The organism is Rhizobium sp. UBA1881 (assembly GCF_002338015.1).
GTDB lineage: Bacteria > Pseudomonadota > Alphaproteobacteria > Rhizobiales > Rhizobiaceae > Rhizobium.
On the sequence record NZ_DDHH01000042.1, the window covers coordinates 1 to 20,191 of the forward strand.

The 20,191-nt window shown below is 61.5% G+C and carries 14 protein-coding genes and 2 pseudogenes; 8 read left to right on the forward strand and 8 right to left on the reverse strand.

Going from position 1 to position 20,191, the window contains the following annotated elements; translation table 11 throughout:
- The 7 genes and pseudogenes from B3605_RS03985 to B3605_RS04015 form a co-directional block, all read left to right on the forward strand.
- Positions 1–195: pseudogene (locus B3605_RS03985) on the forward strand (cellulose biosynthesis protein BcsN); the annotation flags it as partial.
- A gap of 59 nt (positions 196–254) precedes the next feature.
- Positions 255–2,444: a UDP-forming cellulose synthase catalytic subunit gene (bcsA, locus tag B3605_RS03990; protein ID WP_112943266.1), complete on the forward strand. Its 2,190-nt coding sequence runs from the start codon at positions 255–257 to the stop codon at positions 2,442–2,444.
- Entirely contained in the window at positions 2,444–5,020 is a 2,577-nt protein-coding gene (locus B3605_RS03995) for a cellulose biosynthesis cyclic di-GMP-binding regulatory protein BcsB (RefSeq protein WP_296432404.1), read from the forward strand. Before bcsA ends, B3605_RS03995 begins: the two co-directional genes overlap by 1 nt.
- Positions 5,017–6,069, forward strand: a complete 1,053-nt coding sequence (locus B3605_RS04000; protein WP_296432408.1) for a glycosyl hydrolase family 8 — start codon at positions 5,017–5,019, stop codon at positions 6,067–6,069. The genes B3605_RS03995 and B3605_RS04000 overlap by 4 nt, the downstream gene beginning before the upstream one ends.
- The gene (locus B3605_RS04005) at positions 6,066–8,429 is read left to right on the forward strand and encodes a cellulose synthase (RefSeq protein WP_296432420.1); all 2,364 of its coding nucleotides are present in this window, start codon (positions 6,066–6,068) and stop codon (positions 8,427–8,429) included. Before B3605_RS04000 ends, B3605_RS04005 begins: the two co-directional genes overlap by 4 nt.
- A gap of 165 nt (positions 8,430–8,594) precedes the next feature.
- Positions 8,595–8,729 (forward strand): hypothetical protein, encoded by a 135-nt coding sequence (locus B3605_RS04010; protein ID WP_018898044.1) that lies wholly within the window; start codon positions 8,595–8,597, stop codon positions 8,727–8,729.
- Positions 8,730–8,858: 129 nt separating this feature from the next.
- On the forward strand, positions 8,859–9,527 hold the full coding sequence (locus B3605_RS04015; RefSeq protein ID WP_349677250.1) for an HAD-IA family hydrolase: 669 nt from the start codon (positions 8,859–8,861) through the stop codon (positions 9,525–9,527).
- 70 nt (positions 9,528–9,597) lie between these two features.
- Here B3605_RS04015 and B3605_RS04020 read toward each other — a convergent pair.
- From B3605_RS04020 to B3605_RS04045, 6 genes and pseudogenes are all read right to left on the reverse strand, one after another.
- Positions 9,598–10,942, reverse strand: a pseudogene (locus B3605_RS04020) (ABC transporter substrate-binding protein).
- A gap of 82 nt (positions 10,943–11,024) precedes the next feature.
- Positions 11,025–11,876 (reverse strand): carbohydrate ABC transporter permease, encoded by an 852-nt coding sequence (locus tag B3605_RS04025; RefSeq protein WP_018898041.1) that lies wholly within the window; start codon positions 11,874–11,876, stop codon positions 11,025–11,027.
- Entirely contained in the window at positions 11,873–12,808 is a 936-nt protein-coding gene (locus tag B3605_RS04030; RefSeq protein WP_296432409.1) for a carbohydrate ABC transporter permease, read from the reverse strand. Before B3605_RS04030 ends, B3605_RS04025 begins: the two co-directional genes overlap by 4 nt.
- Positions 12,801–13,901 (reverse strand): ABC transporter ATP-binding protein, encoded by a 1,101-nt coding sequence (locus B3605_RS04035; protein WP_113009108.1) that lies wholly within the window; start codon positions 13,899–13,901, stop codon positions 12,801–12,803. Before B3605_RS04035 ends, B3605_RS04030 begins: the two co-directional genes overlap by 8 nt.
- 247 nt (positions 13,902–14,148) lie before the next feature.
- Positions 14,149–15,660 carry an alpha-N-arabinofuranosidase gene (locus B3605_RS04040; protein WP_113009107.1) on the reverse strand — a complete coding sequence of 504 codons (1,512 nt, stop codon included), beginning with the start codon at positions 15,658–15,660 and terminating at the stop codon, positions 14,149–14,151.
- A gap of 107 nt (positions 15,661–15,767) precedes the next feature.
- On the reverse strand, positions 15,768–16,694 hold the full coding sequence (locus B3605_RS04045; protein WP_112819868.1) for an ArsR/SmtB family transcription factor: 927 nt from the start codon (positions 16,692–16,694) through the stop codon (positions 15,768–15,770).
- A 193-nt stretch (positions 16,695–16,887) separates the two neighbouring features.
- On the opposite strand from B3605_RS04045, the gene B3605_RS04050 reads away from it, so the two are divergent.
- Positions 16,888–17,259, forward strand: coding sequence for a hypothetical protein (locus B3605_RS04050; protein ID WP_296432413.1), 372 nt, complete (start codon positions 16,888–16,890; stop codon positions 17,257–17,259).
- A gap of 58 nt (positions 17,260–17,317) precedes the next feature.
- Here the strand turns inward: B3605_RS04050 and B3605_RS04055 are convergent, their stop codons facing one another.
- Both B3605_RS04055 and B3605_RS04060 read right to left on the reverse strand, forming a co-directional pair.
- On the reverse strand, positions 17,318–18,688 hold the full coding sequence (locus B3605_RS04055) for an alpha-glucosidase/alpha-galactosidase (protein ID WP_112820139.1): 1,371 nt from the start codon (positions 18,686–18,688) through the stop codon (positions 17,318–17,320).
- Positions 18,689–18,709: 21 nt separating this feature from the next.
- The coding region (locus B3605_RS04060) for an ABC transporter ATP-binding protein (protein ID WP_296432418.1) at positions 18,710–20,191 on the reverse strand (1,482 nt) is incomplete at its 5' end.

The following is a 20,191-nucleotide window of genomic DNA, read 5'->3' on the forward strand; positions in this document are numbered from 1 at the left end:
CCGGCGATCGGCCCGCGCGTGCCGGGACCCGACCTTTCCGAAAACGTGCCACAGGCTCCGATGGGTGCACCCACGTTGCCCAATGCGTCCGCGCGCCAGCACGCCTCGCAACAGACGATGACAGCGACCGGCGTGAACGTGCCGTCGCCGGAATGCATCGGCAACACGGCGGCAAGTGCCGCCTGCCAGAGATGACGATCAGCTAGGCCGGCACAGGAAACGGTGCCCGGCGCAATGCCTTTGAAGGAAAGCCGATGCATAAGGCCCGCAGCATCTTGATCTGGGCAGTGGTTGCGATCTGTGTGGTCGCACTGGTGACCCTGCCGGTGAATTTGCAGGCGCAGCTGATCGCCAGCATTACCGTGGTCGCCGTGATGGCGATCATCAAGGGCTTGAAGGGTGAAGGCACATGGCGCCTGATCGCGCTCGCCTTCGGTACGGCGATCGTCATGCGCTATGTCTATTGGCGAACGACCAACACATTGCCCCCGGTCAACCAGCCTGAAAACTTCATTCCCGGCCTGCTGCTCTATCTCGCGGAAATGTATAGCGTCGCCATGCTGGCGCTCAGCCTCTTCATCGTCGCGACACCCTTGCCGCCTCGTCCGTCGCGCGTGGGAAAGCTCCAGCGTTTTCCGCACGTCGACGTCTTCGTGCCCACCTATAACGAAGATTCCCATCTTCTCGCCAACACACTCTCGGCCGCCAAGGCGATGGACTATCCGGCGGACAAGCTGACCGTCTGGCTGCTTGACGACGGCGGGACCGTGCAGAAGCGCAACTCGAACAAGCTGCTCGAGGCGCAGGCAGCCGTCGCGCGCCACAACGAACTCAAGCAGCTCTGCGAGGAAATCGGCGTCCGCTATCTCACGCGCGAACGCAACGAGCATGCGAAAGCCGGCAATCTGAACAATGGTATGCAGCATTCGACCGGCGAACTGATCGCGGTTTTCGATGCCGACCACGCACCTGCGCGCGACTTCCTGCTTGAGACCGTCGGCTATTTCGACGACGATCCGAAGCTTTTCCTGGTCCAGACGCCGCACTTCTTCATCAATCCCGATCCGCTGGAGCGCAATCTGCGCACCTTCGACAACATGCCGAGCGAGAACGAGATGTTCTACGGCATCATCCAGCGCGGGCTCGACAAATGGAACGCGGCCTTCTTCTGCGGCTCTGCGGCGGTTCTCAGCCGCAAGGCGCTGGAATCGCAGAACGGTTTCAGCGGCATCAGCATCACCGAAGACTGCGAGACAGCACTTGCACTTCACGGAAGCGGCTGGAACAGCATTTATGTCGACAAGCCGCTGATTGCCGGCCTGCAGCCGGCGACGTTTGCGAGCTTCATCGGCCAGCGCAGCCGCTGGGCGCAGGGCATGATGCAGATCCTCAGGTTCCGCTTTCCGCTGCTCAAGCGCGGGCTGACGATCCCGCAGCGCTTCTGCTACATGTCGTCGACGCTCTTCTGGCTGTTCCCCTTCCCGCGCACGGTCTTCCTGTTTGCGCCGCTGTTCTATCTCTTCTTCGACCTGGAAATCTTCACCGCCTCCGGCGGCGAGTTCCTGGCCTATACCCTCGCCTACATGCTCGTGAACCTCATCATGCAGAACTACCTCTACGGTTCGTTCCGCTGGCCGTGGATTTCCGAGCTCTACGAGTATGTGCAGACGGTGCACCTGCTGCCGGCGGTGATTTCGGTCATGCTCAACCCGCGAAAACCGACATTCAAGGTGACAGCGAAGGACGAGTCGATCGCCGTCAGCCGGCTGTCGGAAATCAGCCGCCCTTTCTTCGTCATCTTCGCGGTGCAGATCATCGCGCTGATCGTCACCATCTACCGCATCTATACCGAGCCCTATAAGGCCGACGTCACGCTCGTCGTCGGCGGCTGGAACCTGATCAACCTGATCATGGCCGGCTGTGCGCTCGGCGTCGTGTCGGAACGCGGCGAACGCGCTTCGTCGCGCCGCGTGCGCGTCAACCGTCGCGCGGAGTTCGGCATCAACGGCAAGTGGTACACGGCGTCCATCGAGGACGTGTCGGTGCACGGCGCGCGCCTGCATGTGTTCGACAAGCAGCTGGAGCAGTCCTTGGTCGGCGTCGAAGGCGAAGTTCGCTTCCGTCCGTTCAGCGGCGCCGATCTCGAAACGCTACCGCTCGTGGTGCGCAACATTCAGCCGACGGACGGACTGCTTGCGGTGGGCTGCCAGTATGTCCCGAAGAGCGCGCTGGACCACCGGCTTATCGCCGACCTGATGTTTGCGAACTCGGCGCAGTGGACGCAATTCCAGGAAGGCCGTCGCCGCAATCCGGGCCTGATCCGCGGAACGATCTGGTTCGTCGGTCTTGCGTTTTATCAAACGAGCCGCGGCCTGGTCTATTTCTTCCGCAGTATGCGGCCGGAGCGTGAAGAGCAGCGGCAAGTCTCGAAGGTGAATGGCTGATGCGGAAGATCGCCACATCCCTCGGTTTCCTGTTTGCCGCCACTGCTCTCGCCTATGCGCAGACAACGCCCTTCGACATGACTGGCGAACGTCCGCCCGAGGCAACGCCAGCGGTGCCACGCTTGACGATTCCGGCGACGCCTCCCGCTTCCGCTCCAACAACAACGCCGGCGCCGACGGTCGCAACGCAGCCGCCCGCGACACCCGCACCCGCCGCCCCACCGGCAGCCGTTACGCCTCTGCAGCCTTTCGCCGTCACTCCCGCGACACCGACGGCGCAACAGCCGGCATCGCCGCCAGCGCAGACGGATGCACCTGCCACGCAGCCAAGATCAGCACCGCCGCCGCCACCAGCAGGGCAGGCTGCGACACCAGCAGCACAGCCGCCGCAGAAACCGGCAACCGAAACGGCGTCCGCTCCCCTGCCTCCCGGCACATCGCGCCGCTATGTGGTGCCCTTCTCAAAGCTTGGGCTGGACGGCGAATATGACCGCAAGTCGTGGTCTGTCTACCTGACACCGGAGCAGGCCGCGGCGCAGGCGACCTTCAACTTCACCTACCAGAATGCCATCGTCGTCGCGCCCGAGAGCTCGCAATTCACGATACTGATCAACAACAGGGTGATTGGAGAGCAACCCGTCGGCTCGCCCGATGGAGCTTCGACCGTATCTTTGAGCATCCCGCCGCGCCTGCTGCAGCCGGGTGCCAACCTGTTGACGATCGAGGCGAAGCAGCGCCATCGTACCGATTGCAGCGTGCAATCGACGTATGAGCTCTGGTCGGACATCGACCCATCGCAGACCTATTTGAGCTTTGTCGGCGAAGAGGCCGCAAAATTCTCGAGCACCGATGCAATCCGCGCGATCGGCGTCGACGGCGCCGGCCAAACCGCGTTCAACTTCGTCGTTCCCGCGCTCGAGCAGCCGGGAACAACAAAACCACTTCTGAGGCTCGTGCAGGGTCTGTCGGTCCTCAGCGGCATGCCGAACCAGACCATGTCGTTTACAAGCGGCTCCCTGCCCGCCTCGTCTCCTGGCCGGATGACGGTCGTGGTCGGCACGCCCAGCGAATTGCAGCCACTGTTTGCCGTTCCCGTCGCCGCGCAGACTGCTCCTCTTGCAACCTTTGCAACCGATCCACGGTCTGGCCAGACTGTGCTCTTGATTACCGGACCATCCTGGCCGGCGATCGCCACGGCAATAGAAACGATCGTCTCGACAACCGACCGCGCCGTCACCGTACGTCGCGACGCGCTCGCCACGCAGCGCTGGACCGCGCCCGATGCGCCACTGATTTTCGCCGACAAGACGATTTCTTTCTCCCAGTTGGGTGTAAAATCGACCGAGTTCTCAGGACGGCGCTTCCGTACGACCTTCAACATCGCCGTACCGGCCGACTTCTACGCCAACGCCTATGGCGAGGCGACGGTGCTGCTCGACGCCGCCTATACTCAGAATGTGCTGCCGGGCAGCCATATCGACGTCTACGTCAACGGCAACATTGCCTCGACCCTACCAATCACCACGAAGGGCGGCGGCATCTATCGACACCTGCCAATCCGCGTGACGATGCGACACTTCAAGCCCGGCTTGAACTCGGTATCGATCGAGACAATCCTGCAGACGGATGAGGACAATGTGTGCGTGCCGGGCACGGCTGCCGGCGCGGGACCACGCTTTGCGCTTTTCGACACCAGCGAGTTTCACATGCCCGACTTCGCCCGGGTCGGCCAACGCCCCAATCTGGCGGCACTCGCCGGAACGGGTTACCCCTACAGCCGCGCTGCATCTCCGACACCGCTCTTCATCGACCGCGTGGACGCCGACACGCTCTCCGCCACGGCAACCGTGCTCGGCCAGATGGCCTTGATGGCAGGTCGGCCGATCGACGTCGAACCCGCCGCCTCGCCGGGCGCGATCGGCGAACGCGACGCCATGTTCGTCGGCTCCATTTCGCAGATGCCTCAGGCGGTGCTTTCGCAGCTCAACATCGCGACGACCAGCCAGGCAACATGGCGGCCGCTAGCCGCGACGCAGACGACGCCGAGCGAGACCAACGTAATGTTCGACGAATGGCGCTCCAAGGTGAGCGGCGGCGTCTGGCAGGGACAGATTACCTCGTTCCAGGAATGGCTGCGTCGCAACTTCGATATTTCGCTGAGCACGCTGCAGTTCATTCCCGGCGCCGAGCAGGTGTTTACGCCCTCCAACACGAACAGCTTCCTGATCGCGCAAGGCGCGAATACGGCGGGCAACGGGACCTGGACGATCGTGACCGCGCCATCCGCCAAAGATCTCAGGGAAGGTGCTGATGCCATGACGTCACAGCTGAACTGGCCCGAGATCGAGGGACACGTGACAACCTATTCGGCCGTGACCGGCAAGATCGATACTGTCCCGGTCAGCCGTTTCGATTTCATCGCGACGGAGACCTGGACCTTCGCCAACTATCGCCTGATCGCGGCGAACTGGCTCTCGACCAATGTCCTGTCCTACGCGGTGCTGCTCGTTGTGTTGTCGCTGCTGATCGGCGTCGCCACAGCCGGCATGCTTGGCCGACTGGGCCGTCGCGAATGAGGGGGTGGCTGACCATAATGGTGGCGGTCGCGGTCGCATCGCTGCTTGGCTTGCAGCAGCCCGCATCCGCGCAGACGGCGAAGATCGATGCAGCGTCGTGGAGTGCCTACAAGGCAAAGTTCCTCGACCCCACCGGCCGCATCATCGACAATGCCAACGGCAATATCAGCCATAGCGAGGGCCAGGGCTACGGCATGTGGCTCGCCTACCTAGCAAACGACCAGGCCGATTTCGAGCAGATCTGGTACTTTACCCGGACAGAACTGCTGCTGCGCGACGACGGCCTCGCGGTCTGGAAGTGGGACCCATCGGCCAAGCCGCATGTGACCGATGCCAACAACGCATCCGATGGCGACATGCTGATAGCCTATGCCCTGGCGCTGGCGGGATCCGCCTGGAAGAACAACGATTATCTGGAGGCTGCCGCCAAGATCGCGAACGCGCTTCTGGCCCATGCCGTCGTAAAATCGGGGGGGCGAACAATCCTGCTCCCTGGGGTCGAGGGCTTCACCGTTCCCGATCGCAAGGATGGCCCGGTCGTCAACCCCTCCTACTGGATCTACGAAGCCATTCCCATCATGGCCTTGCTTGCTCCATCCGATGCGTGGGGTTCGCTGACCGAGGACGGTTTGACTTTGCTGCGCTCCATGCAATTCGGACCACGCAAGCTTCCGTCCGATTGGGTGAGCCTTCACCGGCAGCCGCAGCCGGCCGAGGGTTTCGATGTGGAGTTCGGCTACAACGCCATACGTATTCCCCTCTACCTCGCCCGGGCGGGAGTTTCGGACAAGGAACTGCTCTTACGATTGTCCTCGGGAATGACCGCCGGCAATGGCGCGCCGGCAACGATCAACTTGACAGACGGCCAGCCGAAACAATCACTTGATGACGCTGGTTATCGAATTGTTAACGATGTTGTGGCCTGTGTAGCACAAGGAACGAAGCTGCCCGCGTCGTCCCGGCAGTTCGCGCCATCGCTCTACTATCCATCAACCCTTCAACTCCTGGGGTTGGCCTTCGTCGCGGAGAAACATCCAGAGTGCCTTTGAAATCCTCGCTTGTCGCAGTGTCGGTCGCAGTGGTGGTGGCAGGTCTTGTCACCGCGCTGAAGGATCGCGCTGCCATTCAGGATATGCTCGGCCTCAACCAGCCCGCAGCACCCCAACTAATGCTGATGGGGCGGATCAGTGGGCCTGACAGTCCACCCAAGCAGCCGGCTGACATGCAGTCGATCGCCGAGCAGATACAGGCAACGGCAGGCGCGCAAGCCCCAATCAACGCACAGCCGCAAGACGAACTCGCCGCCCCGCAGCCAGACGCCGTCGCCCAAGCACAGCCGCAGCCACAACAGCCGGCAGCGCAGAGACCGGCAGCCGCGCCGACAAACCCGCAGCCTGCGGCGCCAAAGGTCGACGAGAGCGCGCTTCGCTATTTCGCGAGCCGTGGCGACAAAGCGAGACTACAGGCCGAGATATCGCGACTTCAGGCGCTCTATCCGAACTGGGTTCCGCCGGCGGATCCGCTCGCGGTTCCCCAGAGCGGCGACAAGCAGCTTGAGGCGATGTGGCAGCTCTATTCCGAGGGCCGCTACGCCGAGCTTCGCAAGGCGATCGCCGACCGACAGGGCGCTGAAGCCGGCTGGCAGCCACCAGCCGACCTCCTTGACCGGCTGGACGTCGCGGAAGCGCGTGCACGCCTGGTGAACGCCTCTGATCTGAAACAATATGCGACCGTTGTGCAGATCGGCGCGGCGACGCCAAGCCTGCTCACCTGCGCCGATATCGACGTGCTGTGGCGCGTGGCAGAAGCCTTTGCCCGCACGGACCGTACGCAGCGGGCGCAAGATGCTTATACCTACATTCTGAAGACCTGCACCAACCCGCAGGAGCGTCTGGCGACCATGCAAAAGGCGTCCGGCCTGTTGGCCTACGCGCCGATGCAGGTCCTGCTTGGCCTTGAGCGTCCGGATGGAAACGGCGGTCGGGAGTTCGACAGCATTCGCGACGACCTCGCGCGCAATTTCGTTGCCGCCGGCAACGCCAATCCCGACCTCGCGGTCTCTCCAGACTACCTGACCCTGGTGCAGCGGTTGGCCGAGACGCAGGGGCTGGCTTCCGACAATCTCCTGCTCGGCTGGTATCACCTGCGCCGCGAGAACTATGCAGACGCGGAAAAGTGGTTCCGCGCCGCACGCGCAAAGGAAGATTCCGCCAGCGCTTCGCAGGGCCTGGCACTGGCTCTGATCGCGGAAAAGAAGGAACAGGAAGCCGAAGACGTCATGTACAAGTGGCGCGGCGATTCCAAGGACGCAACCGCAACCTATCTCGCCGCCACCGCCAACCTCATGGCACTGCAGCCGCCGGCGAATATCCCCGAGGAGGTGCTGAGCCGTATCGCGACCGAGATCATCGCGCAGAAATATGTGCCGACAGCGCAACAATTCGGCTGGTACGCACGCTCGCTCAATCAGCCGCAGACGGCTGCGCGCTGGTTTGAAACGGCGCTGCGCTGGAAACCGGATGACGAACCGTCGGCCTACGGCCTGGTAATCACCCGCGAGCAATTGAATGACCACGGCGGCGTCGCGGAAGTGCAGCGCCTGTGGGCTGGGCGCTCGACGCGCATCGCACAGCTTGGCGAGACTTCAGCGCTGACGCCGCAAGTGCGCGCGCCGCTTCCCGGACCCGGTCAGGCTCCGCAGCTTCAGCAGGTCCAGTCGCAACAGGTTCAGGCGCCGCAGACGCAGACCTACCAGCCGCAAGTGATCGCCGCGCCCGCTCCCGTGGTTGCTGCAGCCACGCCGGCCCAACGCTCGATACCGCGACAGGCAGAGCCGATACAGCAGGCGTCGCGAACCGCCCCTGCCACGCGGGGGGCGCGTCAAGCTCGCGGATGCTCGACGACCGTCGATGCGCGCCTGCTCGATCCACAAAGCGCGCTGAACCGCGGCTGGTGCCTGATGGACCTGAACCGCCCGATGGAAGCCGTCGAGGCCTTCGAGGCGGCACTCGCCAGCCCCACCCGCAAGGTCCGCGAGGACGCTGCCTATGGCCAGAGCTTGGCCTATCTGCGCGCCGGGCTTTCCAACAATGCCGCGGTCGCGGCAACCAAAGCGCCGCAGACCCGCCAGCGAGCAGCTGAACTGCAGGTTTCCATCCTCGCCGATCGCGCGCTGGCCGCCTTCACCGCGAAACGCTACCGCGAAGCTCTTGTCTATCTGGACCAGCGCGCGCAGTTGCAGCAGGAGCGCATCGATCTGATGGTGCTGCGGGGCTACAGCTATATGAACCTGCAGATGTACGGAGACGCCGAGCGCATCTTCAATGCCGCCGCAGCGGTCGGCAGCAAGGATGGATACCGTGGCCTCGCGGATCTGAAGGATGCGACGCATCCCGAAGGCAAACAATAAGCCCTGTAAATCCCCGTGATCCGCGTGGCGTGCCCGCAGTCATCCCCCCCCCCGCAAAGCGTGCTCTAGCTTGTCGCTCTTGACGTTCTTCTAAAAATAGAACATAACAAGAACAAATAGCGAGGTAAGCGTATGACAAGAACTGAGGAAGTCATAGCAAACGCATTGGCGGTCGTGGCCGCGTCGCGAGCAGAGCGAGAGCGTGACGCCGAACGAAGACGCCGCGTTTTCGGCAAGATCGAAATCGGCCTGCCGCTGCCCAAGATCAAAGGCCAGCAGCTCAGCCTTGATCTCCACTGATCAGGCTTGCGGTGGCAGGTTTTCTCTTTCCGGGCGGTTTCAATGTCAGGGCGGATCGGGTATCCCCGCTGGCAAGAAAACGAAGACGGGCGAGCGCGTTTGTCCGTCACAGATGAGAAAGCTCGTCCATTGTCGGATACCACGCCTTCCTGCTTCGACCGCCCCTACTCCGCCTTCCTTTTCGACATGGACGGCACGATCCTGAGCTCCCTACTCGCCGCCGAGCGTGTCTGGGGCGCATGGGCCGCACGGCAGGGACTTGATGTCGAAGCGTTCCTTCCGACCATGCACGGCGCGCGCGGAGTCGACACCATCGCGAAGCTGAACCTGCCTGGCGTCGATCCGGTCGCGGAAGCAGCCGCCATCACCGAAGCCGAGATCAACGATGTCGAAGGCGTTTTTGCGCTGCCTGGCGCCGCCGCGTTCCTGGCCGCGCTGCCGGTTGATCGCTGGGCAATCGTGACCTCGTCGCCGCTTCGGCTTGCGCATAAGCGCCTGGAAGCCGCCGGTCTACCGATCCCGAAATTCATCGTGACCGCTGAAGATGTGGAGATCGGCAAGCCCAATCCGCAATGCTACATCCTAGGCGCCGAGCGCCTGGGCTTCAGCCCGAGCGAATGCCTTGTGTTCGAAGATGTGCAGGCAGGTATCCTGGCAGGCGAAGCGGCCGGCTCCGATGTTCTGGTCATCACGGCGACGCAGCACCACGACCTCGAGACCTCGCATCCGACACTTCATTCCTACGAGGACGTTAAGGTCCGGATTTACGAGGACGGCAAGATCGGCCTCGGCAAGTAAACAAAAACGAAAATGCCCGCCGCGAGACCTGCGGCGGGCATCTGCTCTTCGGCTCGGGAGAGAGTGAGCCTTAGATGTTGGCAAGCAACTCGTTGATGCGCGACTCCATGTCGGTAAGCGCTGCATCGACATCCTTCTGACCGGTGATTGCGGCGCTCATTTCCTGGCCGATGATGTCCTGGATCGCGAACTGACGCTGAACGGTCGAGGGCAATGCGGTGCCGAGCGTTGCGATCGAGGCGATCGTGTCGCGATGCGGCAGGGCCTTGAACTCCTTGGAGTCGAGAACAGCCTTGACCGCCGGCAGATGACCGGTGCGCGACCAGTCGAAATCATTGTCGTGGAAGAACTTCAGGAACTTGCCAATCGCGGCGTTTTCCTCATCGGAACGGTCCTTGGTCGACACGGCCCAGCTGTGGCCATCCGCGTACTGCGCCTTCTTGCCGGCGAAGAGCTGCGGATACGGGTAGACAGCGTAGCCGCCCTTGTTGAGCGCCGTGCCTGCCGTTTCGGATGAGGCGTTGTAATCGCCGATCACCCAGGTGATCGCCGATCACCCAGGTGCCGTTCAGATGCACGCCGCCTTCGCCGGCGAGGAAGGCATTGATGCTGGCGGCGTAGTCGAGATCCTTGACCGTGTCGCCATTGTCGTAGATCGCCTTGTACATCTCGAGCACCTTCTTGGCCTCGGGCGTATTGATCTTCACCTGCTTCGGATCCGCGAAGAAGGCGGAATCCTGCTGGAAGAGATAGGTGTAGAGGTTGCGCGTGTAGAGCGCGACCTCGTTGGCGAGATTCTGAACAAAGTAAGGCTTGCCGGTCTTTTCCTTGAACTGCTTGGCCTGAGCGAGCAACTCTTCCGGGCTGGTCGGCAGCTTCGGCGTGCCGTCGGCGTTGACCAGTTCAGCCTTTTTGAAGAGGTCCATGTTGATGTGGTAGAGCATGGTCCAGTTGTCGATCGGCAGGCCGTAAATCTTGCCGTCCTTGGTCACGCCGCCGAGGCTGGCGTCGGTGAAATCGGTCGGTGCGACGCCCACGGACTTCAGCACGTCGTCGAGCGGCATGATCAGGCCCTTGCTCTGGTAATCCGCGAGAACCGACTGGTGGATGGTGACGATATCGGGCGGATCGCCAGCGGCGAACTGCGCGGTCAGCTGGTCATAACCCGGCCATTCGACCGTGGTCACTGTAACGTGCACATCGGGATTGTCGGCGTTGAACTTATTGATCAGCGAGGTGATGATGCCGCACTCGCCGACCGCCTTGCTGACATCGGTGTTCTTGCCCCAATCGGCATCGCAGGCGCCGAAGAAGCGCTGCACCGTGAGCTCGGTTGCGGCGAATGCCGGCGACGCGCCGACGAGCGCGATCACGGACGCCGCCGCCAGCATGTATTTCCTGAAGTGATGTGTCATGCCCTTCTCCTCCTCTTTGGGGCTTTGCCCCTTTGGCTGGCCTCCTCCCCGGAAGCCGGTTGCGACGTCATCGCTTCAAGTCTCAGCGCACAGCGGCGCCGGAGACTGCCGTCACGATGTATTTCTGGAAAAACAGGTAGAGAACGAGAATCGGCGCGCTGGCAAAGACCGCCTGCGACATCAGGAAGCCGAGGCCTTCCGACTGCGCGAAGTTGGTCTGTGTCGAGGCGATGCCGACCGTCAGCGTATACATTTCCTTCTTGGTGCCCGAGATCAGCGGCCAGAAGTAATCGTTCCAGGCGCCGAGGAAGGTGAATATGCCGAGCGTCGCCTGTGCGGGAACCGTCAGCGGCAGAAGCACTTTCCAGAAGATCTTGAAGCGGCTCGCATTGTCGAGCAGTGCCGCCTCGTCGAGCTCCTTGGGGATAGCGCGGAAATACTGCGTCATCAGGAACACGCCGAAGGGCGCCGACAGGCCGGGCAGGATCAGCCCGTGATAGGTGTTGTGGAACTTCAGCCAGCTGAACAGCTGGTGGCGGGCGATCAGCACTGCCTGTTCCGGAACCGCCAACCCCAGGAGCACGATGATGAACAGCGTGTTGCGATAGGGAAAGTTCAGCCGCGCGAAACCGTAGCCTGCGAGCGACGAGAGCACCAGCGTGCCGATGGTAAGCCCGCCAGCGACGACCACGCTGTTCAGCACCCAGCGGAACACAGACGAGGTCGCCAAGATGTTGATATAGTTGTTGATCGTGTAAGGTGCGTTGAAGACGGAGTTCATATCCGCCATCAGTTCCTTGTTTTCCTTCAGCGACAGGCCGATCACCCACAGCACCGGCGCAAGCATCACCAGCGCGCAGAGGATGGCGAGGAAAAGGATCACGCGGTCGCCCAGCGAACGGCCGACCATGTTGCCACCTGTTGCGACACTCATCCTTCTTCTCCCTTCCGGCGCGAAATGACGTACTGCGCCATGGCAGCGATGAGGATCAGCATGAAGAGGATTTCAGAGGCAGCAGCACCCAGCCCGAGGTCCCATTTGGTGAAGGCCGCCTCGTAGATGTAGAAAACGATCGGCTTGGAGACGTTGTTCGGACCGCCCATGGTCATCAGCTTGGCCTGGCCGAACAGCTGGAACTGCAGGACGATCTGGATGATCACGACCAATGCGAAGGTGCGGCGGATGGACGGTAGCGTGATGTACCAGAGCGTGCGCCAACGGCTGGCATTGTCGAGCGCTGCCGCCTCGTAGATATCGCCCGGGATCTGCTGCAAGGCGGAGAGGAAGAGCATCATCGGCAGACCGATGCACCACCAGATGGTCGCGATCGCGATACCGATCATCGCCAGCTTCGGATCCGAGAGAAACGCCGGCGGCGTGGCGCCGAACCAGCCGTAGATGGTGGCGAGCAGGCCGAAATTGCCGATAAAGACGATGCGCCAGATCAGCGTGACGATGGTGACCGACAAAACCGATGAGGAGAAATAGATCGTACGCAAAGCAGCAGCCGTCCGCGTCTTGCGGTTCAAGGCGAGTGCCAGCATCAGGCCGATGATGGCGAGCGCAGGCACGGTGAGCAGCACGAAATAGAAGGTGTTGCCGATCGCCTGGATGAAGATCTTGTCGCGAAACAGCCGGAAGTAATTGTAGATGCCGACGAAGCGGCCAACGCCGAAGGCATCCGCCTTGTGGAGGCTCAGCCAGATGCCCCAGAACAGCGGCACGACCAGCAATGTCACGAAGAAGAACAGATAGGGCAGAACGAAGATGGCGTTGCGCCAAAGCGGCGCATTGATGTTCTGCACCTTCAGGCGCGCGGAAGCCTTGGCGAGCGTGACGGTGCCAGACAGCGTTGTCTCAGTCATGCCCCGGCTCCTCATTGTGCCAGGCGCGCCCCTCGGCGTCGAAGAGATGCGTTCTGCTGCCATCAAGCGTCAGCCCCACCTCATCGCCGATCGCGACACGGCTGTTGCCAATATCCTCGGCGACGATGACGCTGCCATCCGTGAGCCTGGTATAGAGCAGCGTGCGGTCGCCCAGCCGCTCGAGCACGTCGACCTTGCCCGTCGTGGTGGCGGGAACGCCGTCGGCGAGCTTCACCGCCTCGGCGCGGATGCCAAGCGCATGGCTGCCGCCTTTGATGCCGGCAGCGCGGATGGCGGTCTTGAGCTGCGTGCCGTCAGGCAGTTTGGCGCTGACGAAGCCGCTCTCTTCGGAGATCCCAACGTCGAGGAAATTCATCGTCGGCGAGCCGACGAAGGTGGCGACGAAGCGGCTGGCCGGACGGGAATAGATCTCCATCGGCGAGCCGATCTGCTCGATCTTGCGGTTGTTCATGACGACGATGCGATCGGCCAGCGTCATCGCCTCGATCTGGTCATGGGTGACAAAAATCATTGTCGACTTCACGCGATTGCGAAGCTGTGCGAGTTCGACGCGGGTGCGCACGCGCAGCGCCGCATCAAGGTTCGACAGTGGCTCGTCGAAGAGGAATGCCTTCGGCTCCTTGACAATGGCGCGGCCGATGGCGACGCGCTGGCGCTGGCCGCCGGAGAGCTGGCCGGGCTTGCGCTCCAAGAGGTGCCCGATCTCCAGCATGCGGGCGGCTTCCGCCACGCGCGCCGAGATCACGTCAGAGGGGACCGCGATGTTGCGCAGCCCGAAGGCCATGTTGTCGGCAACAGTCATGTGCGGATAGAGCGCGTAGCTCTGGAACACCATGGCGATGTCGCGCTGGCCGGGCGGCAGCGTATCGATACGCTCGCCGTTGATAGAGATGGTGCCTTCATCGACACTTTCGAGCCCGGCGATCATTCTCAGAAGCGTGGACTTTCCGCAGCCGGACGGGCCGAGAAAGACCATGAACTCATTGGCCTTGATCGACAGCGACAGGCCGTCGAGCACGGTCATCGAGCCGTAGCGCTTGCTGACATTGGTGATTTCGATATTGGCCGTCATCCGGCTGCTCCCAAGCTGCAGTCAGAATCTGAAAATCCGATATGAACACATGGCTGGCACGAAACGGCGCGAATAGCGCCTGCTTCGAGAAGCAGGCCGCCTTTCGTCCATGAAGGTGCCAAAACAGAAGCGGTTGCTCCCATCTTCTCCTCCCAGTGGCACGTCAAATCTGGTTCGCTGACGTTAAATCATACAATTACGATGTCAACATATCTTCGATATGTATCAGCTATCGTGATTTAATGGATCAAGCCTGCAGCCGGATCACGCGGTAGGACAAAGGCGCGATCTTCGCCGTCAGCTTGCCATCGGCGAATGCCGAACCACTCGCCTTCACCGGCACCACATTGTTCGGCTTTTCGGCCGTGTTGGTGATGGTGAGATCCGAATGGGCGACGACCTGGTCGTCGATGACGCTGAGGTTGCCGAATCCGAGCAGGCTGGCGTCGAGATCGAGCGCTTCCGTGCCGTGGCGGTTGACGATGAAGAAGGTGACCGTCTTGGCGTCCTTGTCATGGACGGCCGAGACGTCGAGGTATGGCACGCTGCCGACATCCTCGACCTCGTAGGCCGGGCTGTCGACCATCAACTTCAGCGCCGTGCCCCGGCCATAAACCGAAGCGAAGTAGTAGGGATAGAAGATCGTCTGGCGCCATGCGGCACCGCCCGGCGTCGTCATGATCGGAGCGATGACGTTGACCAGCTGCGCGAGGCAGGCGATCTTCACCACGTCTGCGCGGTTGATGAAGGTGTTCAGGATGCAGCCGACCTGCAGCACGTCCTCGAAGTTATAATCGTCCTCGAGCAGCGCCGGCGCATGCGGCCAGCCATTGGCGCCGGCGAGCGTCGCCTTGTCGCGTTCCTTGGAGTGGTACCATACGTTCCACTCGTCGAAAGAGATATAAACGTCCTTGGTCGAGCGCTTCTTCGCCTTGATGTAGTCGATGACGCCGGCGACCGTGCCAATGTAGTTGTCGAGCTCGATGCTGCGGGCAAGATAGTTGGCCGTGTTCTTGGCGCGGTTCTCAAAATACATGTGCAGCGAGATATAATCGACCTCGTTATAGGTGTGGTCGAGAACGGTCGCTTCCCATTCGGGATAGGTCGGCATGTGGGCATTGGACGAGCCGCAGACGACCAGCTCCAGCGAGCTGTCGAAGGCGCGCATGGCCTTGGCGGTCTCATGCGCCAGTCGGCCATATTCGTCGGCCGTCTTGTGGCCGATCTGCCAGGGGCCGTCCATCTCATTGCCGAGGCACCAGAGCTTCACGTCCCAAGGCTCGGCGCGGCCGTTGGCGATACGCTTGTCGCTCCACTCGCTGCCGCCGGGATGGTTGACGTATTCGAGGAAGTTGCGGGCTTCATCCAGGCCGCGAGAGCCGAGGTTGACGGCGAGCATCATCTCGGTCTTGGCCGAGACGCACCATTCGGCGAATTCGTGCATGCCGACCTGGTTGCTTTCGGAGGTGTGCCAGGCAAGGTCGAGGCGCGTCGGGCGGCTTTCCTTGGGGCCGATACCGTCTTCCCAGTTATAGGCCGAGACGAAGTTGCCGCCGGGATAACGCACGATCGGAACGTTCAGCTCCTTGACGAGATCGATCACATCCTTGCGCATGCCGTTTTCGTCGGCGGTCGCATGGTCGGGCTCGTAGATGCCGGTGTAGACGGCGCGACCGAGGTGCTCGATGAACGAGCCGTACAGGCGCGGGTCGATGTCCGAGATCGTGTACTTGCTATGCGCGGTGACCGCAGCCTTCATGATACCCTCCACTATATCATTCTTTGTGATCCATATCACAATTTGAGGTGAATAAAGCGGAAGCCTCGGCCGGGGTCAAGGGCAAAATTCAGAAAATCGGGTACAGTCTAGCGTGTTCTGATACGCAGCAGGATGTCCTGATCGTAATTGCCGAAACCACGACCGAAAATATTGATGCCGCCAGGGTGCTTTGCGTCATCGCGAACCCCGATGCGCAGGCGAATCGAGTGATGCTCGTCGAGTTTCAGATCCGAAAGCGCCACGTCGGAAATGCGCAGTCCATCGACGAAGGCGCCCTCGTCGTTGATGCGGAAGCTCTTCAGCTTGCCGTACTGCGAACCCTTCAGTTTCCACCAATCCGGCGTGAAAACCCCGCGTTTGTCGCCGAAATCGCCGGGGGACGTCCAGGTGCCAATATCGATACCATTGACCGTGAGCGTGATATCAGAGGGCCAGTCGGCGCTGGTGCCGGGCACTTCGGAGCTCAGTTCCATGACGAACTCGATCTCGCGGATGGGGGTGTTGGTCAGCCTGGCATTATTGGGAAACTGGTATTCGACATGACCCCGAGTGAACCATATCAGCGCCGTCTTCATGCGATCCGGATCAAGGAAAGTGTTGGGTACGTCGAGCAGACCGATGATCCCATCCACCGAGCAGAGACCGCAGGGCGCGGTCACATCGTAGCTGGTGTACAGGCCAAGCGGCATCGCCACCTCGATCGCATCCGGTTCGGTTTCCTTGATTTCATTCTTGAAGACGACAAGGATCTCATCATAGACGCTATGACAGACTTTCTGGTTGCCCTTGCGCGCCTTTTGCGTCTCGGTGCGGATCAACCCCGCCTCCTCCAACATCTGCACATTGGTCGAGACGCTGGACTGCGGCAGCTCAAGAATATCAGCGATTTCGTTGACGTTGAGCGGCCCCTTTTCGTGCAGAAGCTTCAATACGGAAACCCTTGCCGGCGATGCCAGCCCCTTCAAAATGGGCATGCCCTCCTCGGGATCGACGACAAGAAAGTTGCGGCTCATATGGATCCCGTTCGCGGAAGATGAAATGCGTATTACTGTTGTATATCGAATATTTTGATTTGTTCAATTGTCCGAACCGAAATCGCCTGCCTGTTCATGCATTTCCATTCCTGGCTAATTTTACCGGCTGCGTTTCCGTCGTGGTCATGATCCCATGCTATGACGGGACCATCGCAACATGGGGTCGCCGATCTTGAGAGCCACGTTCCGCACGACATTCCTGCTTCTGACCGCGCTGGCGCCGACGCTAGTGTCAGCCCAAGGCTGGCAGAACGACGGCCGGGGAACCTCCATATGGAGCGTGGCGCCGTCCGAGGGGCAGTGCAATGTCAGCCAGGCGAAGAACCTCGCGCGACGTGCCGGTATCATCCGCACCAATGTGGTCTATCAGGACAACGACACGCTGACGCTCCGGGGACTGACGGAATGGGGCGAACGGCGCGACATCATCTTCGCCAATGTTCGCGGCTGCCCCGAGATCGGTTTCCAGGATGTGCTGCCGTTGAACCAACGTCAGCAACAGCCCCAGCCCCAGCCACAACCGCCGCCAATTCAGAGACGCTAAAAAAAGCCCCGCGGCTGAGCCGCGGGACTTCTTGAGGCCGTGACCGGGAGAGAGTTGGTCAGGCGGCCTGAACCTTGCGCGCGGTGCGCGCCCATGCCGGCAGCCAGTCGCCATGCGCGGCCAGCAGTTCATCCGTCATCGCCCAGATCTGGTCGAGGTCGAGTTCGGCCGCGGTATGCGGGTCCATCATCGCTGCATGGTAGATGTGCTCGCGATTTTCAGTCATCAGCGCCTGAACCGTCAGTTCCTGCACGTTGATGTTGGTGCGCATCAGAGCGGTCAGCTGCGGCGGCAGATCACCGATGAAAGTCGGCTGAATACCGGATGCATCGACAAGGCATGGAACTTCGGCGGCGCAATTCTCCGGCAGCGAGGTGATGCAGCCGTTGTTGCGGACGTTGCCGTAGATCACGGAGGGTTCGCCGGTCCAGACCGAATTGATGATCGAGGAGGCATATTCCTTCGACTGCTTGACCTCGATCTTGTCGGCCGAGCGATAGGCTTCCGCCTGGCCCTTCCAGCGCTCGATCTGCTCGATGCAGCGCTTCGGATATTCGTCGAGCGGAATGCCGAACTTCTCGATCAGGTCCTCGCGGCCTTCCTTGATGAAGTACGGCGTGTACTCGGCGAAATGCTCGGAGCTTTCGGTGACGAAATAGCCGAGGCGGGTCAGCATCTCGTAGCGCACCTTGTTCGGGCAACGCGGGTTCCAGCCCGGCTTCGGAGCGCGACCTTCACGGTAGGCGCGCACGAGATCGGGATAGAGGTCCTTGTAGGAGCCGTCGGGCTGGCGATGCTCGAACTTCAGGTAGAAGGCCATGTGGTTGATGCCGGCCGAGCGGTAGCGAATATCCTCATAGGGGATATCGAGATCGTGGGCGAGTTCCATCGCCGTGCCCTGAACCGAGTGGCAGAGGCCGACCTGCTTGATGGTGGGATACTTCTCGGCGATCGCCCAGGTGTTGATCGCCATCGGGTTGACGTATTGCAGCATGATTGCCTCGGGGCAGACCACGAGCATGTCCTCGCAGATCTTCCACAGATGCGGCACGGTGCGCAGGCCGCGCATGATACCGCCGACACCGAGCGTATCGGCAATCGTCTGGCGCAGGCCGAACTTCTTCGGAATGTCGAAGTCGGTGACCGTGCAGGGCTCATAGCCGCCGATCTGGAAGGCGACGACCACGAAGTCGGCACCTGTCAGCGCCTTGCGCTGGTCCGAATAGGTCTCGGCCTTGGCCTTTGCGCCCAGCGTCGAGATCAGCTTGTTGACGACGATGGCGCTTTCTTCCAAGCGCTGCGGATTGATGTCCATCAGGGCGATGGTCGCGCCCGACAGCGCGGGTCGCTGCAGCACGTCGCCGATGATGTTCTTCATGAAGACGGTGGAACCAGCTCCGATGAAGGTGATCTTGGGGTTTCTTGCCATAATATCCTCCGGCATTGGCAATCAGGCTACCTCGAAAGCGGCTTTGACGAGCCGTTCGGTGTAGGCGGTCTTGGGATTGGTGAGAACTTCGTTGACGGGTCCCTCTTCCATGATCTTGCCATGCTGCATGACAATCACCCGGTGGCAGAGGGCACGCACGACCTTGAGATCGTGCGAAATGAAGAGATAGCTGAGGCCGCGCTCGTCCTGCAGCTTGCGCAAGAGCTCGATGATCTGCGCCTGCACCGAAAGATCGAGCGCCGATGTCGGCTCGTCGAGCAGGATAAACTCCGGCTCGAGCGCGATGGCGCGGGCAATGGCGATACGCTGGCGCTGGCCGCCAGAGAATTCATGCGGAAAGCGCGACAGGATATTGCCGGGCATGCCCGCCGCGATCAGCGCCTCGCGCACACGGTCCAGCCGCTCGGCCTTGGTCGCGCCGAGCTTGTTGACGACAAGTCCTTCCTCGATGATTTGGCCGATCGTCATGCGCGGATTGAGCGATGAGAACGGATCCTGGAAGACGATCTGCATGCGCGAGCGCAGCGGCCGCATCTCGCTGCGCGACTTGCCGTGGATCGGCTGGCGGTCGAAATAGATCTCGCCATTGTCGGCATCGTTCAACCGCAACAGCGCCTGCCCCAAGGTCGTCTTGCCGGAACCGGATTCGCCGACGAGGCCAAGCGTTTCGTGCTTGCGCAGCGTCAGCCCCAGGCTGTCGACGGCCACGAGCTCCTTCAACTCCGGCTTGAAGAAGCTGCCGTGGCGCATCATGAAGGACACGCGCACGCCCTTGGCGTCGAGAATGACCTCGGAGCCCTCGGGCAACGGGTTCGCCTGGCCGCGCGGCTCGGAGCTCAAAAGATGCTTGGTGTAGCTGTGCTGCGGATTGGCGAAGAGCCTTTCCGTCGTGTTGTGCTCGCGCATTTCGCCATGCTGCATCACGTAGACGTAGTCGGAGAACTGCCGGACAACGGTGAGGTCGTGGGTGATCAGGATCACCGCCATCCGCATTTCCTTCTGCAGATTGCGGATGAGGTTGAGGATCTGCGCCTGAACCGTCACGTCGAGCGCGGTGGTCGGCTCGTCGGCGATCAGCACGTCAGGATCATTAGAGAGCGCCATGGCGATCATCACGCGCTGTCGCTGGCCGCCGGACAGCTGGTGCGGATACTGCTTCAGGCGCGCTTCGGGATCGGGGATCTGCACCTGCTTCAGAAGCTCGAGCGCACGCGCTTCCGCCTGCTTCTTGCTCACCTTGCGGTGGACGCGGATCGCTTCGACGATCTGGCTGCCGATCGTGTAGATCGGGTTCAGCGAGCTCATCGGCTCCTGGAAGATCATCGAGATGCGGTCGCCGCGCAGTTTGCGGCGCTCGCGCTCGGCATATTTCAGGATATTGGCGCCGTCATAGTCGACGGTCGATTTCGGCGCGACGACGGCGCGCTTCGACAAGAGCCCCATGACGGTGCGGGCCGTCACGGACTTGCCGGAGCCGGATTC

What these genes read in the sequence shown, in the direction of transcription:
- bcsA (WP_112943266.1), top strand. Translation starts at nt 255, where the DNA reads ATGCATAAGGCCCGCAGCATCTTGATCTGGGCAGTGGTTGCGATCTGT.
- B3605_RS03995 (WP_296432404.1), top strand. Translation starts at nt 2,444, where the DNA reads ATGCGGAAGATCGCCACATCCCTCGGTTTCCTGTTTGCCGCCACTGCT.
- B3605_RS04000 (WP_296432408.1), top strand. Translation starts at nt 5,017, where the DNA reads ATGAGGGGGTGGCTGACCATAATGGTGGCGGTCGCGGTCGCATCGCTG.
- B3605_RS04025 (WP_018898041.1), bottom strand. Translation starts at nt 11,876, where the DNA reads ATGAGTGTCGCAACAGGTGGCAACATGGTCGGCCGTTCGCTGGGCGAC.
- B3605_RS04030 (WP_296432409.1), bottom strand. Translation starts at nt 12,808, where the DNA reads ATGACTGAGACAACGCTGTCTGGCACCGTCACGCTCGCCAAGGCTTCC.
- B3605_RS04035 (WP_113009108.1), bottom strand. Translation starts at nt 13,901, where the DNA reads ATGACGGCCAATATCGAAATCACCAATGTCAGCAAGCGCTACGGCTCG.
- B3605_RS04040 (WP_113009107.1), bottom strand. Translation starts at nt 15,660, where the DNA reads ATGAAGGCTGCGGTCACCGCGCATAGCAAGTACACGATCTCGGACATC.
- B3605_RS04045 (WP_112819868.1), bottom strand. Translation starts at nt 16,694, where the DNA reads ATGAGCCGCAACTTTCTTGTCGTCGATCCCGAGGAGGGCATGCCCATT.
- B3605_RS04055 (WP_112820139.1), bottom strand. Translation starts at nt 18,688, where the DNA reads ATGGCAAGAAACCCCAAGATCACCTTCATCGGAGCTGGTTCCACCGTC.